The organism is Plantactinospora sp. KLBMP9567 (genome assembly GCF_033446045.1).
In the GTDB taxonomy this organism is placed as follows: Bacteria; Actinomycetota; Actinomycetes; order Mycobacteriales; family Micromonosporaceae; genus Plantactinospora.
This window is the reverse complement of sequence record NZ_JAWQRR010000043.1, coordinates 140,599-155,996: the sequence shown is the minus strand read 5'-3', so window position 1 is coordinate 155,996 and position 15,398 is coordinate 140,599. Positions and strand designations below refer to the sequence as shown.

Sequence of the window (15,398 nt, the reverse complement as noted above, 5' to 3'; positions counted from 1 at the left end):
GCCCGGCTGCGGAGGTATTAGGGCGTAGAGAATCGAGCACCTTTCGTAGAGAGCCGGAGAGTGCGAATGAGTATGTCAGCCAGCGAGTTTCTGCTATGGGAACTGCGCCGCCGGAGGGCGGTCGAGGGGCTCAGCCAGGGCGAGTGGGGATCGCGGATCTACTTCTCGTCCCAGCACGTGAGCGCCGTCGAGCGGGGTGCCCGGCCGGCGAAGCTCGACTATCTCCAGGCCGTCGACAACGAGTACGGCACGTCGCTGGCGGTCTTCTACGAGAGCTTTGTCAAGCAGGAACTTGCCCCGGTGTGGTTACGCCCCTGGCTGGAGTACGAGGAGAAGGCCACCGCCCTGCGACTGTACGATGCGCTCGTGATCCCCGGGCTCTTTCAGACCGAACGGTATGCCCGGATGGTGCTGTCATGCAGCCCTCTTCAGCCCGACGAGTTGGAGCATATGATCCAGATTCGGATAGGTCGACAAGCGGCTCTTGATCGTCCCAATCCACCTCGCATCTCGGCCGTCATCGAGGAGTTGGCGCTGCGGCGCGGCGAGGCAGAGATCATGGCAGAGCAGATCCGCCATCTCATCACGCTCACCGAGCGGCCCAATATCACCATCCGCATCGTTCCGCTCGACGCACCGGCTCATCTCGGCTGGGGTGGCCCACTGGCGCTCGCCAGCTTCACCGATGCCGAGGACGTCGGGTATCTCGACAACCACCTGGAAGGACAGACGGTGACCAGCGCGAACCAGGTGGCCAGCCTGCACGAGGTCTGGGATAGTGTCAGCGCAGTAGCATTGCCAGCTCGCCAATCCCTGGACCTGCTCAAGGAAGTGGCAAAGTCATGGACATGACCGACGCCGCCTGGCGTAAGAGCACGCGCTCCACCCCGAACGGCGGCAACTGCCTTGAGGTGGCCGACAACCTGCCAGGACGCGTACTCGTCCGGGACAGCAAGGACCGCGATGGCGGCACGCTCACCTTCGCTCCCGCCACCTGGCACGCCTTCATCACCGATCTGGCCCGACGCCGCTGAGAAGGCGTCGCGAGACGTCCCCGCTGCTACGGCAGCTCAAGGAACTCCCGCAGCGCGGTTTCGACAGTGCTCATCGTGGTGTGCGAGACGAAGCCGTGGTTGTCGCGGAGCGCGCTCCGGTCCAGGATCTGCACGACGTTGTGGATCCTGACGTAGGCTCCGGTGAGCGGGTCGTCGTCATCCAGGCGTACCACCAGATGGTTTGGATGCGGTACGTCCCGGGCGACGGTCAGCGCCCAGATGGCGAGTTCTTCGACGCTGTTGTACTCGTCGTTGCTGATCACCAGCACTTGATGCTGGTTACCACCGCGCAGCAGGGTCCAGATCTGCCCGCGCCTCACCACTGCGAGTCACGCAGGGCGATGTCGTTGCTCTCCTCAATCAGCGCCCGCTCGTCCTCGGACTGCCGGACGGACCGCCGACGCAGGTACTCCCCGTACGCCTGGGCCGCTTCCCGCTGACGCGCCCGGCGCGCTTCCGGAAGGACGCGTCGGACAGCATCGACAACGGCGGCGGACGCGTTGCCCTGGCTGTGCAGGTAGGCGGCTACGTCGTCGGGCACGCTGATGCTGAGCTTCACGGTCATACTTTCATCCTACCGCCGAGGCGGCAGACGGCAGACGGCCTGCGCGGCGCGCAGGGGTCGCCGAGGCGGAGTGGACCCCGAGCCGCTACCGCCTTCGTCGCGGACCTCGCGCGCCGACGGTAGCGGTGCGCGCCTGATACCACCGTGTCATCACGATGACATGGTGGTATCACGCTCGCCGGACATATGCCTGCAAGGCGGCGACGGACGTCCGAAAGGGCGGGCGGCGAGAGCCGCGGGTCAGGTGTGGAACTGCTGCCCGTGCAGCTCGATCGGGCCACGGCGGGCACCCGAGCCCGGCCGCAGCTCGACGGCCAGCTCGATCGCCGACAGCACGTCGTAGCCGGCGCCGCGCAGGCAGCGCAGCGCCTCCACGTTGCGGGACTGCGGCTTGACCGTGAGCCGGGCCAGCCCGCGCCGCCGGGCCTCCTCGGCCACCTGGTCGAGCAGCGCCCGGCCGATCCCCTGACCCCGGAGCGGGGCGGTCACCACCACCGGTTCGACCCGGCCGTCCAGGCCGTCCATGATCAGGCCGATCAGCCCGACCACCCCGGCGTCGCGCCGCTCCGCCACCCACACCCCGGAGAGGTCCAGCCGGGTCAGGTACTCCTCGAACGCCGCGCCCGGGTCGGCGCCGCCGAAAGTCGGATCGTCGTACAGCTCGCGATGCTGCTCGGCCAGCTCGGCCCAGAGCCGCCGACCGGCCCGATGGTCGGCCGGGCGGTACGGTCGGATCGCGGTGGCGGCCACGCCCTCATATCTACTCCCCATCGCGGCGCCGCGACACCTGGTTGGCCAAGAGCGGCCGGCGAACAGCTACCTTGCCCAGATGGACCTGGCGTACCTGCGGGAGCATCCCGGGCAGCTCCCGCTCTTCCTCACCCACCAGCGGATCCGGGAGACGCCGGTGCCCGGTGGCGACATCTGCGCCGCCACCCGACTCACCCTGGACGACGGCAACTCCGTCTTCGCCAAGTCCTGGCCGGCGGGGGCGGCGGAGCCGGTACCCGAGAATTTCTTCGCCACCGAGGCGGCCGGGCTGCGCTGGCTGCGCGCGGCCGGCGCGGTGCCGGTGCCGGAGGTGATCGCGGCGCTGCCGGAGCTGCTGGCCCTGGAGTGGGTGGAGCCGGGCGAGCCGACCCCGGCCGCGGCCCGACGGTTCGGTGCCGAGCTGGCCGCGCTGCACCGGGCCGGTGCGGACACCTTCGGGGCGGACTGGCCGGGCTTCGTCGGGGCGCTGCCGCAGGACAACACCCTCTCCGCCGGCCCGTGGCCGGTCTGGTTCGGCGAGCACCGGCTCGTGCCCTACCTGCGGCAGTCGGTCGACAACGGCGCGCTCGCCACGGCCGAGGTCACCCTGGTGGAGCTGGTGGTCTCCCGGATCGAGGAGTACGGCGGCGCCGAGCCGCCCGCCCGGATCCACGGCGACCTGTGGCCCGGCAACCTGCTGTGGGGCGCCGACGGGCGGGTCTGGCTAATCGACCCGGCGGCGCACGGCGGGCACCGGGAGACCGACCTGGCCCAGCTCGCCCTCTTCGGCGGCGCCGCCCACCTGGACACGATCGTGGACGCCTACCAGGAGGTGTGGCCGCTGGCCGACGGCTGGCGGGAACGGGTGCCGGTGCACCAACTCCACCTGCTGCTGGTGCACACCGCGCTGTTCGGTGCGGCGTACCGGGATGCGGTAGGTACGGCGGCTCGCGCCGCACTGTCGGTCTGACGCGCTACCGTCGAGCGATGACCATTCCCGTTCGATCCGGCGGAGCACCGGACCGGACGTCGGCGGACCGGCCGGACGTCGGGGGCCTCGTCGACCGGTACGGCCGGGCCGCGACCGACCTCCGGGTCTCGCTCACCGACCGGTGCAACCTGCGCTGCACCTACTGCATGCCGGCCGAGGGGCTGCCCTGGCTGCCGAAGTCGGAGGTGCTGACCGACGACGAGATCGTCCGTCTGGTCGGCATCGCGGTGCGCCTGCTCGGGGTGACCGAGGTCCGGTTCACCGGCGGCGAGCCGCTGATCCGCCCCGGGCTGCCGGGCATCATCGCCGCCGTCGCCGCACTCTCGCCCCGGCCGGTACTCTCGCTGACCACCAACGGAATCGGGCTCGACCGCCTCGCCGGGCCGCTGCGCGAAGCCGGGCTCGACCGGGTCAACGTCTCGCTGGACAGCCTCGACCCGACCCGGTTCACCGAGCTGACCCGGCGACCCCGGCTGGACGCCGTACTGGCCGGGTTGGCCGGGGCGGTGGCCGCCGGGCTGACCCCGGTGAAAATCAACTCGGTGCTGATGCGCGGGGTCAACGACGCGGAGGCTCCGGAGCTGCTCCGCTTCGCCCTCACCCACGGCTACCAACTCCGCTTCATCGAGCAGATGCCGCTGGACGCCCAGCACGGCTGGGACCGGTCGACGATGGTCACCGCCGAGGAGATCCTCGCCGCGCTGCGGGCCGAGTTCACCCTGCTGCCCGATCCGGCCGAGCGGGGCGGGGCACCGGCCGAGACCTGGCTGGTGCAGGGCTGGACGGACGCCGCCGGCCGACCGGCCCGGGTCGGCGTGATCGGCAGCGTGACCCGGCCGTTCTGCGGAGACTGCGACCGCACCCGGCTCACCGCCGACGGGCAGGTCCGAAACTGCCTCTTCGCCACCGACGAGTCCGACCTGCGGGCGGCGCTGCGCGGCGGCGCCTCCGACGACGAACTCGCCGACCGGTGGCGGGTGGCGATGTGGGGCAAGCGGGCCGGGCACGGCATCGACGACCCGACGTTCCTCCAGCCGGCCCGGCCGATGTCGGCGATCGGCGGCTGACGATGACCTCCACACCCACCCTGGTCGTACGCTACTTCGCCGCCGCGCGGGCCGCTGCCGGCGTACCGGAGGAGACCGTACCGGGCGGCCGCAGCCTCGACCAGCTCGCCGGTGAGCTGGTCGACCGGCACGGCGAGCGGCTGGCCACCGTGCTCAAGATGGCGAGCTTCCTGGTCGACGGCGTCGCCTGGCACGACCGGCAGGCGCCGCTCCCGGTCGGTGCGACGGTCGACGTCCTGCCGCCGTTCGCGGGCGGCTGAGGAGGGCACCGGTCTTGCTCGGGGTGCTCGGCTTCGCGGGGACGTTGGCGCTGGTCACCGGCCTGATCCATCTCTACCTCTGGAAGCGGCTGGTCCGGGACACCACCCGGCCGGGACGCTGGCGCCGGGTCGGCGGCGTGACCGTGCTGGTGCTGGCCCTGCTCACCCCGGCGACACTGGTCGGCACCCGGCAGGGCTACTACTGGCTGGCCTGGCCGGGCTACCTCTGGCTGGCCGTGATGTTCTACCTGCTCGTCCTGCTGGCCGTACTGGAGATCCCGATGCTGGCGGCCAGGCTGGCGCTGCGCCGCCGGAGCCGGGCGGTCGTACCGGCGGCCGCCCCGGCCGGGGTCGAGCCCGACGGTGCTCCGCTCGGCGGTACGGATGCCGGAGCCGCTGCCCCGGGGCGGCCGGTCGGCGGTGCGGAGCGCACCGACGCCGCCTCCGGCGAGGCCGGCCGGGAGCCGGCGCTGGTCGCCGCGACACCGTCCGGGCCGGCGGCGACCGCCGCGACACCGCCGGTCCCGGCCGCACCGCCGGCACCGGGCCACGACCCGGGCCGCCGGCTGCTGCTCGCCCGGGGCGCCGCCATCTTCGCCGGGCTCACCGCGACCGGGGTCGTCGGGTACGGCGTCCGCACCGCCCTCGGCCCGCCACAGCTCGACCGGGTCCAGATCCCGCTGGTCAAGCTGCCCCGGAGCATGGACGGGCTGCGGATCGCCACCGTCTCCGACATCCACATCGGACCGTTGACCGGCCGGGCGCACACCGAGCGGATCGTGTCGATCATCAACCGGCTCGACGCCGACCTGGTGGCGGTGGTCGGTGATCTCGTCGACGGCACCGTCGGTGAACTCGGCCCCGCCGCGGCACCCCTGCGCGACCTCCGGTCCCGGTACGGCAGCTTCTTCGTCACCGGCAACCACGAGTACTACTCCGGGGTCGAGGAGTGGGTGGTCGAGCTGGACCGGCTCGGGCTGCGGGTGTTGCAGAACCGGCGCGAGGAGATCCTGGTCCGGGGCGGCGCCCTCGACCTCGCCGGGGTGAACGACCCGACCGGCGAGGGGCTGGGGTTCGCCTCGGGCCCCGACTTCGATGCGGCGCTGGGCGGCCGGGACCCGAGCCGACCGGTGGTGCTGCTCGCGCACCAGCCGGTCAACGTGCACCAGGCGGCGCGGCACGGCGTCGACCTGCAACTCTCCGGGCACACCCACGGCGGCCAGATCGTGCCGTTCAACCTGCTGGTCGGGTTGCAGCAGCCGGTCGTCTCGGGGCACGCCACCATCGACGGCACCCAGCTCTACGTCACCAACGGCGCCGGGTTCTGGGGGCCGCCGGTCCGGGTCGGCGCCCCGCCCCAGGTGACCCTGGTCGAGCTGCGCTCGGCGGCCTGACCCCACCCCACGAAAGATCGCACTGTTTCGCTGGAACAGTGGCTTCAGGCGCCGGGTACAACCCCTACTTCCGAGAAGGAGTGGCCTCACATCGGGGGCGGCGCGGCGGGTGCGGAAATCACACTCTCGCGTGGCGACACGCGTCCACAGGTGAGGCCGTGACAGGATGCGGCGTGTCTCCGTTGCGCGCCGCACCCGCTGACGGCTCCCCCTCTGCCGCCGTGCCCTTCGTCGCGGACCTGCACATCCACTCGAAATACTCCCGCGCGTGCAGCCGTGACCTCACCATGCCGAACCTCGCCTGGTGGGCCCGGCGCAAGGGAATCAGCCTGCTCGGCACCGGTGACTTCACCCACCCCGCCTGGTACGAGCACCTGCGCGAGACGCTGCACCCGGCTGAACCGGGGCTCTACCGGCTCAGCCCGGAGGCGGAGCGGGACATCGCACGCCGGCTACCGCCCCGGCTGGCCAGCGTCGCCGAGGCGAGCCCGATGCGCTACATGCTCAGCGTCGAGATCTCGACCATCTACAAGCGGGACGACCGGACCCGCAAGGTGCACCACCTGATCTACCTGCCCGACCTGGACGCGGTGGCCCGGTTCAACACCACGCTCGGCCGGATCGGCAACATCGGCTCCGACGGGCGGCCGATCCTCGGCCTGGACTCCCGGGACCTGCTGGAAATCACCCTGGAGGCCAGCCCGGACGGCTACCTCGTCCCGGCGCACATCTGGACCCCGTGGTTCTCCGCGCTCGGCTCGAAGTCCGGCTTCGACGCGATCGCGGACTGCTACGCCGACCTCGCCGAGCACATCTTCGCGGTCGAGACCGGCCTCTCCTCCGACCCCGGGATGAACTGGCGGGTGTCCAGTTTGGACCGCTACCGGCTGGTCTCCAACTCGGACGCGCACTCCCCACCGGCCCTGGCCCGGGAGGCCACCGTCTTCGCCACCGAACTCGACTACTACGCGGTGCGGACGGCGTTGCGTACCGGGGACGGGTTGCGGGGCACCATCGAGTTCTTCCCCGAGGAGGGGAAGTACCACGCGGACGGGCACCGGCTCTGCGGAGTGAACTGGGAACCCGAGCGGACCAGGGAGGCGGACGGGCGCTGCCCGGAGTGCGGCAAGCCGCTCACGGTCGGCGTACTGAGCCGGGTCGAGGACCTGGCCGACCGGCCGGACGGGCACCGGCCGGCGAACGCACCGCAGGTCACCCACCTGATCCAGCTCGCCGAGATCCTTGGCGAGATCAACAAGGTGGGTCCGAAGTCGAAGACGGTGGAGGGACAGCTCAACACGCTGGTTGCCGGCCTCGGTGCCGAACTCGACATCCTCACCGTCACGCCGGTGGAGGAGATCCGCCGGGTCGGCGGCGAACTACTCGCCGAGGCGATCACCCGACTCCGGCGCGGCCAGGTACGCCGGATTCCCGGCTACGACGGCGAGTACGGCGTGATCACCCTCTTCGAGCCCGGTGAGCTGTCGTCCGGCTCCGGCGGTGCCGGTCGGGGCGGCACCGGGCAGGCGGAGACGCTCTTCGCGGACGCGCTCTTCGACGTACCCGTGCCGCGACAGCGACCGCCCGCGGAGCCGAAGGCGCCGACCCGGGCCGCCCGCCCGACGCAGCCGCCGCCGGACGCCCCGGCCGAGCCGCGCCGCCGGCCCCGGGCCGCCACCCCGCCGGCCGAACCCGCACCGCCGCTCGCCTCGCCGCCGTCGCCGCACGAGCCGTTCGAACCGATGCTCGCCGGCATGGAGGAGGTGGGCACCGGGCTGCTGGACCGGCTCGACGCGATGCAGCGGGTCGCCGCCTCCGCACCGGGCGGGCCGCTGCTGATCGTGGCCGGCCCCGGCACCGGAAAGACCCGCACCCTCACCCACCGGATCGCGTACCTCTGCGCCGAGCTGAACGTCTATCCGGAACACTGCCTGGCGATCACCTTCACCCGGCGGGCCGCCGAGGAGCTGCGGCACCGGCTGGACGGGCTGCTCGGGCCGGTCGCCGAGGACGTCACCGTCGGCACCTTCCACTCGCTCGGCCTGACCATCCTGCGGGAGAACGCCCGGGCCGCCGGGCTGCCGGACGACTTCCGGATCGCCGACGACACCGAGCGGGCGACCGCCCGGGCCGAGGCCGGCGACGACGACGCGACCTACCTGAAGCTGCTGCGCGGCCAGGACCTGGTCGACCTGGACGAGCTGGTCAGCCTGCCGGTGACGCTGCTGCGCGAGGACCCGGAGCTGGTCGCGCGCTACCGGGACCGATGGCGGTGGATCTTCGTCGACGAGTACCAGGACGTGGACGCCACTCAGTACGAACTACTCCGGCTGCTCAGCCCGGCCGACGGCAACCTCTGCGCGATCGGCGACCCGGACCAGGCGATCTACTCGTTCCGGGGCGCCGATGTGGCCTACTTCCTGCGGTTCTCCCAGGACTTCGTGGACGCCCGGCTGGTCCGGCTGACCCGCAACTACCGCTCGTCGGCGCCGATCCTGGCCGCCGCGGCGCAGGCGATCGCGCCGTCCACCCTGGTCCGGGGCCGCCGGCTCGACCCGGCCCGGCTCGACCCGGAGGCGCCGCTGGTCGGCCGCTATCCGGCGGCCTCCGTCGCGGACGAGGCCGATTTCGTGGTACGCACCGTCGACGACCTCGTCGGCGGGCTGTCGCACCGCTCGCTCGACTCCGGCCGGATCGACGGCCGGACCACCAACGTGTCGTTCTCCGACATCGCCGTGCTGTACCGCACCGACGCTCAGGCGGCACCCATCCTGGACGCGCTGGCCCGGGCGAACATCCCGGTGCAGAAGCGCTCGCACAACCGGCTGCGGGATCGGCCCGGCGTCTCGGTGATCGCCCGCGAGCTGCGGCACGCCGACGGCCTCGGCGGCTCGGTGGCCGCCCGGGTACGCCTGGCCGGGCAGGTACTCGCCGAACGGCACGCCACCCCGACCCTGGACGCCACCGGCGGGATCGGCCCGGACGACATCTGGACCGCGGCCGACCTGCTCACCCCGCTGGCCCGGCGCTGCGGCGACGACCTGGAGCTGTTCCTCTCCCAGTTGGCCACCGGCGCCGAGATGGACGCGCTCGACCCGCGCGCGGAGGCGGTCACCCTGCTCACCCTGCACGCCGCCAAGGGCCTGGAGTTCCCGGTGGTCTTCCTGCCCGGCTGCGAGGACGGGCTGCTGCCGCTGCGCTTCCCCGGCTCGACACCGACCGAGGAGGAGGTGGCGGAGGAGCGCCGGCTCTTCTTCGTCGGGCTGACCCGGGCGCAGGACCGGCTCTACCTGAGCCACGTGGGCCGGCGGCTGCGGCACGGCCAGGAGCGGGACTGCGTACCGTCGCCGTTCCTCGACGCCATCGACGCCGGACTCTTCGAACGGCTCGGCGACAACGTGCCCCGGCGCCCGAAGGACCGCCAACTCCGGCTGCTCTGAGCTGCCCCGACCGGACTCACTGGTGGTGCCGCGCGTGGCTCAGGCGGCGAGGAGTACGGCGCCGAGCGTGCCGGTGAGCATCGCCGGACCGTGCGGCAGGTGGTCGCGGCGGCCGATCCGGCGCAGCCGGAGCAGTACGGCGGCGTACCCGCTGGCCAGCAGCAGGCCGGCCAGCGCGCCGGAGAACGCGGTGCTCCAGCCGTACCAGCCGGTGGCGAGGCCGAGCCCGAGCGCGAGCTTGGCGTCTCCCGGCCCCAGCCCGCCGGGCGAGAGCAGGACCAGCCCGAGGTACGCCCCGGCGAGCGCCAGCGCGCAGGCCACCGCCACCGTGTACCGGCCGAACTGGCCGGAGGTGAGCGCGGCCGCGCCGAGCAGCCCGGCCGTACCGGCCGCCGCCGGCAGGGTCAGCCGGTCGGGGAGCCGCCGTACCGCGACGTCGACGAAGCCGAGCACGATGCCGAAGCCGGCGAGCCAGGCGTAGGCCAGCAACGGGAGTACCCCGTCGACCCGGGCGGCGAGCGCGGCGTACCCGGTCGCGGCGACGACCTCGACCAGCCCGGGGCGCGGGCCGACCACGCCCCGGCAGCGCGGACAGCGCCCGGTCGGCGGCAGTACGCCGAGCGGGTTCCGCCGGGTCGGGGTGCCGAGCGCCGCCGCGCAGTGCGGGCAGCTGCGCCGGCCCGTCCGCCCGGCACGATCCCCCGGCCCCGGGAGGCCAGCACTGTCCCACTGACCGGCACTGTCCCACTGACCGGCGACGCCGGGGCGGTCCGTCCGGGTCTCCGGAGCCCGTCCGCCCGCCTCGGGCACGGCGTACCGGAAGATCTGCCGGCGCAGCAGCGGTCCGAGCAGGACTCCGAGAAGCCCGGCCGCCGCCACCACGCCCGGTGTCACGTCCCGGCCCGCCCGCGGGTCGCGGTGCGGGCCGGGCGGGTCCCGGCCGAGGAGCGTGGACGTTCGGTGGAGACGACCAGGGCGACGCCGAGCACGATCACCGCACCGCCGAGCAGCACCTGCCCGGTCACCGACTCGTCGAGCAGCAGCGCGCCGAGGGTGACCGCGACCACCGGGTTGACGTAGGCGTACGTCGCCACCAGCGAGATCGGCGCGTGGTGCAGCAGCCAGACGTACGCGGTGAACGCGACCAGCGAGCCGGCCAGGGTGAGGTAGCCGAGCGCCAGCCACGAACGGGAGGTGACCGAGCCGAGGTCGAGGCCGTACGTCTCGCCGCGGACGACACCGAGGACGGCCAGCGAGGCCGAGCCGGCGAGCATCTCGTAGACGGTGGCCACGAACGGATCGCCGGGCATGTCGAGCCGGCCGGACACGAACGAGCCGACGGACCAGGAGACGGCGGAACCGACCACGGTCAGCGCGCCGACGATCGGGGCCGCGCCAGCGCCTCCGGTCGGCAGTACCAGCAGCACCAGACCGGCGAAGCCGGCACTCACCCCGAGCAGGGTGGCCAGCCTGGGCCGGTCGCCGGTGCTGGCCCGGAGCACCACCACCAGCAGCGGCACCATGGCGACGAGCAGCGCGGCGACTCCGGTGGGGACCGCGACCGACGGCGGCCCCGACTCGGCCAGCACCACCAGCCCGTTCCCGCCGGTCAGCAGCAGTACGCCGACCAGCGCGGTGCTGCCCAGTTGGCGCCGGGTCACCCGCAGTACGCCGGGGCCGCGCCACAGCCGCAGTACCACCGCCAGCACCCCGGCGGCGACCACGAACCGGGCGGCCGCCGACAGCAGCGGTGGCAGTGTCTCCACGGTGACCCGGATGCCAAGGTAGGTGGAGCCCCAGACCAGGTAGACGATGCCCAGCGCGACCCAGATCAGCGCCGAGCGGGTCGGCGGCGCCGGGGCGGGACCGGCCGGCACGGCGGGCCGGTCGACCGGACCGGCCGGCGTCTCCGCGCACTCGACCCGGGCGGCGCGTTCCGACTCGACCCGGGCGACCGATTCCGGCCCGACCGGGGCGGCCCCGGCCGGCGAGGTTGGCGCGCTTCCGGGAGGTGAGGTCATCGGGGGGTCACGCTACGGTGGCCACAGCAGACTCGTCCCAGGCGAGTGGCGAGACTCTCACCGAGCCGTACCAGGAGGACAGTCGATGGCCAACTACGGACCGCCCGGCGGACCGTACCCCGGTCCGTCGCAGCCGTGGAATGACCCGGACCGGCAGACCACCGACGAGTACGGCCAGCCGGTCGACCCCTGGGGCGAGCAGGACCAGTCGGGCGGGGCGGGGCACTGGGGAGGTGGACAGCCGTCGGCGCCGCCGGGCGGCCCCGGTTCCCCGGTCAGCCACCCCGGCTATCCGGCCGGATATCCCGGGCCGGCCGGGCCCGGCGCGGCGCCGACCTCGGGCGCGCCTGGCGCCGGCTATGCACCGACCCGGCGGCACGACGTCGGCCACGCTTCGCCGCCGCACCACTCCGGCGGGTCCGCGCCGTACGCTCCGCCGCCGGGCGGCTGGACCGCGTCCGACGCCGACCCGGTGTGGGCGACGCCAGCCGCGGACCCGTCATGGTCCACCTCGACACCGGACCCGATGCCGAAGGGGCGCGGCAACCGGGCCTTCGTCGCCGTCCTGGTCGGGCTGGCGGTACTGGTCCTCGGCGGTGCGGCGATCGGCGTCTACCTGCTCAACCGCGACAAGCCGACGCCGGACGCCCAGCGGTCGGCTACCGAGCAGACCGAGGAGCCGGCCAACCAGGCCAGCCTGCCGGCCGAGCCGGCCCCGACGACCGCGCCGGCCGCACCGGCTACCGACGCGCGGTTCGTCAAGGCTGGTCAGTGCGTCCGGAACGAGGGTACGGAGGCGACGCCGAAGCTGGCCATCACGAACTGCGGGCCGCAGACCTACGAGGTGCTCGCCCGCTACAACGGCGCCACCACCGGTGCCCAGGACGCCAAGACCAAATGTGCCGAGGTACGCAACTACACGAACTTCTACTTCTTCAACAGCGAGCTGGACGAACTGGACTTCGTGCTCTGTCTTCGGAAACGATAGCTCCCGGGGTGCCGCCACCCGGCACTCCGATGAGATGAGCGGAGGTCCGAGCGACCTGCCGCGTACGATCCGCGCCCACCCCGACCCCTGCGCCAGCCATCCCAGGTTTCCGTAACGCAGCCGGAGCGCGCGCCCGACCCTGGAGAAGCATGTCGATTTACGGAACGCCTGCCGGAGGGCAGCCCGAAGACCCGGACCGGTCCCCCTCGTCGGGCCCGCCCGCCGGTGGCGATCCACCCCCACCACCGGGCACCCCGCCGCCGAACCCCGGCTATCCTCCGGCCCCGGATGCCGGCTATCCGCCGCCACCACCTGCTCCGGGCTATCCACCTGCTCCGGGCTATCCACCGGCCGGTTACCCGCCGCCGGTCGGCGGGCCTGGGCAGCCGAGCGACGCGCCGAGCCCGGGGTGGGGCCAGCCGCCCTCGGGTCCGGAGTGGGCCCCACCGCCGTCCAGCGGCGGACCGAGCCCCGCCTGGGGGCAACCGCCGTCCAGCGGCGGACCGAGCCCCGCCTGGGGGCAACCGCCGTCCAGCGGCGGACCGAGCCCCGCCTGGGGACAACCGCCCCCCAGCGGCGGACCGAGCCCGGCATGGGGCCCGCCACCGTCTGGCGGCGGACCGAATCCGGCCTGGGAACAGCCGCAGCCGCCCACCAGCGGCGGACCGGGTCCCGAGTGGGGGCAGCCGCCGTCCAGTGGCGGGGCGTACCAGCCCGGGTACCCGGGAGCGACCGACCAGCCGCAGTCCGGTCCGCCCGGCGCACCGTACGGCGGAGGTCCGTACCAGCCTCCGGGCGGGCCCGGTGCGCCGGGTGCCCCGTACGGCCCGCCGGGTGCGCCGCTTGGCCCGGCCGGCACCCCGCCGAAGTCCGGCAGCGGGCTGAAGATCGCCCTCATCGTCGGCGGCATCGTGTTGCTGCTGCTCTGCGTCTGTGGGGGCGTCGGGATCTGGTGGGCGGTCGACCAGTCCGGTGACGACTCCGGCCCGGGCATCGGAGCTCCCGCTCCGACCAGTTCGGCGCGGTCCACCCCGAGCCGCCCCGCCAGCACCCCGTCGAGTTCGTCCGAGCGGTACGTCAAGGGCGACTGCCTGGTCAACGACGGTACCGACGAAGACCCGGAACTCCGCAAGGTGCCGTGTGGACCGGGCACCTACGAGGTGCTGTCCCGGATCCCGTTCACCACCGACGCGAAGCAGTGCGAGGACGACCCGATCTTCGGCTCGCCGGAGGCGGACGCCAACTACGTACAGGACGATCCGCTGGACCTGGGCGACTTCGTCCTCTGCCTGAAGCGACGCTGACCAGCACGGATTCACTTCGGTAGGCAAAACTAGGACCGTCTAGCATCTGCGCTAGACGGTCCTAGTTTCTGCTCGACGCCCCACGACGCCTCTGCCCGAGGGCCCGCGACGCCTCTGCGCGACAACCCGCGACGCCTCTGCGCGGCCACAGCCCGGGCCGGCCTCCGGCTCGGCGATCGCCATCCGCGCTGCCAGCCCGCCCTACCCGAAGCGCGACACGAGTACCCCGATCTACGGATGTCTAGCGCCCCGGCTAGACGGCCCGATAGCGTGCGATACGTGGATCCGGTCCGCAACCCGTACGCGCCGGGCGCCGGCCAGCGCCCGCCCGAACTCGCCGGGCGGGGGCGCGAACTCGAGGTCTTCGACATCGTGCTGGAGCGGATCGCCCGGGGCCGCCCGGAACGCAGCCTGGTCCTCACCGGCCTGCGCGGAGTCGGCAAGACGGTACTGCTCAACACGCTCCGCTCCCAGGCGATCAACCGGCTGTGGGGTACGGGAAAGATCGAGGCCCGGCCGGACCAGTCGATCCGCCGCCCGGTGGCCGCCGCCCTGCACATGGCGATCCGGGAACTGGCTCCCCGGCATCGGGCACCCGACCGGATCGACGACTTCCTCGGCGTACTCAAGGCGTTCGCGCTGCGTTCGGCTCCGCCCGGATCGGGGCGGGGTGGCGGGACGACCCGGCTGCGGGACCGATGGCAACCCGGCATCGACGTACCGGCGGCGAGCGGCCGGGCCGACTCCGGCGACATCGAGATCGACCTCGTCGAACTCTTCACCGACGCGGCCGAGGTCGCCGCCGACGTCGGCACCGGGGTCGCGGTCTTCCTCGACGAGATGCAGGACCTCGGTCCAGAAGACGTCTCCGGGCTCTGCGCGGCATGCCACGAGCTGTCCCAGCTCGGCGCACCGCTGATCGTGGTCGGCGCCGGGCTGCCGCACCTGCCGGCCGTACTCTCCGCCGCCAAGTCCTACTCGGAGCGACTCTTCCGCTACCAGCGGATCGACCGGCTGGACCGGATCGCCGCCGACCAGGCGCTCTGTGCCCCCGCCGCCCGGGAGCAGGTCGAGTACGAGCCGAAGGCCCTCGACCTGCTCTACGAGAAGTCCGGCGGCTATCCGTACTTCGTCCAGGCGTACGGGAAGGCCACCTGGGACTCCGCGCCCCGGTCACCGGTGACCGCCGCCGACGTCCGGGTCGCCGCGCCCGAGGCCGAGGCCGAGTTGGCGGTCGGGTTCTTCGGCTCCCGCTTCGAGCGGGCGACCCCGGCGGAACGGGAGTACATGCGGGCGATGGCGGCGCTCTCCCTGGTCGAGGCGCCGGACGGCGACAACGGCACCGGGGGCGGTCCCCGGGACGACATGGACGCCGCCGTCTCCACCGCCGAGATCGCCCGCTCGCTCGGGCGCAAGCCGGCCAGCCTCTCGCCGGCCCGGGACGCGCTGATCAAGAAGGGGCTGATCTACTCGGGCGAGCGCGGCACGGTGGCCTTCACGGTCCCGCACTTCGGCCGGTACCTGCGCACCCAGCCGGCCTGACCGGCGCCGCCCGGCGCGTCC

Annotated in this window: 15 protein-coding genes; 10 read left to right on the top strand and 5 right to left on the bottom strand. The window is 73.2% G+C overall.

Annotated features, from left to right (window positions below; all coding sequences use genetic code 11):
• Nucleotides 1-66: 66 nt before the first annotated feature.
• Together R6Y94_RS32800 and R6Y94_RS32795 are read left to right on the top strand one after the other, a co-directional pair.
• Entirely contained in the window at nt 67-852 is a 786-nt protein-coding gene (locus tag R6Y94_RS32800; protein ID WP_318399953.1) for a helix-turn-helix transcriptional regulator, read from the top strand.
• Nucleotides 843-1,034 (top strand): DUF397 domain-containing protein, encoded by a 192-nt coding sequence (locus R6Y94_RS32795; protein WP_318399952.1) that lies wholly within the window; start codon nt 843-845, stop codon nt 1,032-1,034. Before R6Y94_RS32800 ends, R6Y94_RS32795 begins: the two co-directional genes overlap by 10 nt.
• A gap of 26 nt (nt 1,035-1,060) precedes the next feature.
• Here R6Y94_RS32795 and R6Y94_RS32790 read toward each other — a convergent pair whose 3' ends face one another.
• The 3 genes from R6Y94_RS32790 to R6Y94_RS32780 all read right to left on the bottom strand — a co-directional run bounded on the left by R6Y94_RS32790 (nt 1,061) and on the right by R6Y94_RS32780 (nt 2,391).
• Nucleotides 1,061-1,375 carry a type II toxin-antitoxin system PemK/MazF family toxin gene (locus tag R6Y94_RS32790; RefSeq protein WP_318399950.1) on the bottom strand — a complete coding sequence of 105 codons (315 nt, stop codon included), beginning with the start codon at nt 1,373-1,375 and terminating at the stop codon, nt 1,061-1,063.
• On the bottom strand, nt 1,372-1,620 hold the full coding sequence (locus tag R6Y94_RS32785) for a hypothetical protein (protein WP_318399948.1): 249 nt from the start codon (nt 1,618-1,620) through the stop codon (nt 1,372-1,374). The genes R6Y94_RS32790 and R6Y94_RS32785 overlap by 4 nt, the downstream gene beginning before the upstream one ends.
• Before the next feature lie 240 nt (nt 1,621-1,860).
• Entirely contained in the window at nt 1,861-2,391 is a 531-nt protein-coding gene (locus R6Y94_RS32780) for a GNAT family N-acetyltransferase (RefSeq protein ID WP_318399946.1), read from the bottom strand.
• Nucleotides 2,392-2,449: 58 nt separating this feature from the next.
• On the opposite strand from R6Y94_RS32780, the gene R6Y94_RS32775 reads away from it, so the two are divergent.
• From R6Y94_RS32775 to R6Y94_RS32755, 5 genes are all read left to right on the top strand, one after another.
• Nucleotides 2,450-3,340, top strand: a complete 891-nt coding sequence (locus R6Y94_RS32775) for a fructosamine kinase family protein (RefSeq protein ID WP_318399944.1) — start codon at nt 2,450-2,452, stop codon at nt 3,338-3,340.
• Nucleotides 3,341-3,357: 17 nt separating this feature from the next.
• Nucleotides 3,358-4,428 (top strand): GTP 3',8-cyclase MoaA, encoded by a 1,071-nt coding sequence (gene moaA / locus R6Y94_RS32770; protein WP_318399942.1) that lies wholly within the window; start codon nt 3,358-3,360, stop codon nt 4,426-4,428.
• 2 nt (nt 4,429-4,430) lie between these two features.
• Nucleotides 4,431-4,688 (top strand): MoaD/ThiS family protein, encoded by a 258-nt coding sequence (locus R6Y94_RS32765; RefSeq protein ID WP_318399941.1) that lies wholly within the window; start codon nt 4,431-4,433, stop codon nt 4,686-4,688.
• Nucleotides 4,689-4,702: 14 nt separating this feature from the next.
• Complete coding sequence (locus tag R6Y94_RS32760; RefSeq protein ID WP_318399939.1) at nt 4,703-6,082, top strand: metallophosphoesterase; 1,380 nt, start codon at nt 4,703-4,705, stop codon at nt 6,080-6,082.
• 173 nt (nt 6,083-6,255) lie between these two features.
• The gene (locus tag R6Y94_RS32755; RefSeq protein WP_318399937.1) at nt 6,256-9,522 is read left to right on the top strand and encodes a UvrD-helicase domain-containing protein; all 3,267 of its coding nucleotides are present in this window, start codon (nt 6,256-6,258) and stop codon (nt 9,520-9,522) included.
• Between the two features lie 39 nt (nt 9,523-9,561).
• Here the strand turns inward: R6Y94_RS32755 and R6Y94_RS32750 are convergent, their stop codons facing one another.
• A complete protein-coding gene (locus R6Y94_RS32750) occupies nt 9,562-10,416 on the bottom strand; it encodes an A24 family peptidase (protein ID WP_318399935.1) in 855 nt (284 codons plus the stop codon).
• Nucleotides 10,413-11,543 (bottom strand): EamA family transporter, encoded by a 1,131-nt coding sequence (locus R6Y94_RS32745; protein ID WP_318399933.1) that lies wholly within the window; start codon nt 11,541-11,543, stop codon nt 10,413-10,415. The genes R6Y94_RS32750 and R6Y94_RS32745 overlap by 4 nt, the downstream gene beginning before the upstream one ends.
• 85 nt (nt 11,544-11,628) lie before the next feature.
• Here R6Y94_RS32745 and R6Y94_RS32740 point away from each other — a divergent pair, with 85 nt between their 5' ends.
• The 3 genes from R6Y94_RS32740 to R6Y94_RS32730 all read left to right on the top strand — a co-directional run bounded on the left by R6Y94_RS32740 (nt 11,629) and on the right by R6Y94_RS32730 (nt 15,377).
• Complete coding sequence (locus R6Y94_RS32740; RefSeq protein WP_318399932.1) at nt 11,629-12,531, top strand: flagellar basal body protein FliL; 903 nt, start codon at nt 11,629-11,631, stop codon at nt 12,529-12,531.
• 911 nt (nt 12,532-13,442) lie between these two features.
• Complete coding sequence (locus tag R6Y94_RS32735) at nt 13,443-13,835, top strand: hypothetical protein (RefSeq protein WP_318399931.1); 393 nt, start codon at nt 13,443-13,445, stop codon at nt 13,833-13,835.
• A 279-nt stretch (nt 13,836-14,114) separates the two neighbouring features.
• Entirely contained in the window at nt 14,115-15,377 is a 1,263-nt protein-coding gene (locus tag R6Y94_RS32730) for an ATP-binding protein (protein WP_318399929.1), read from the top strand.
• The last annotated feature ends 21 nt before the right edge of the window (nt 15,378-15,398 follow it).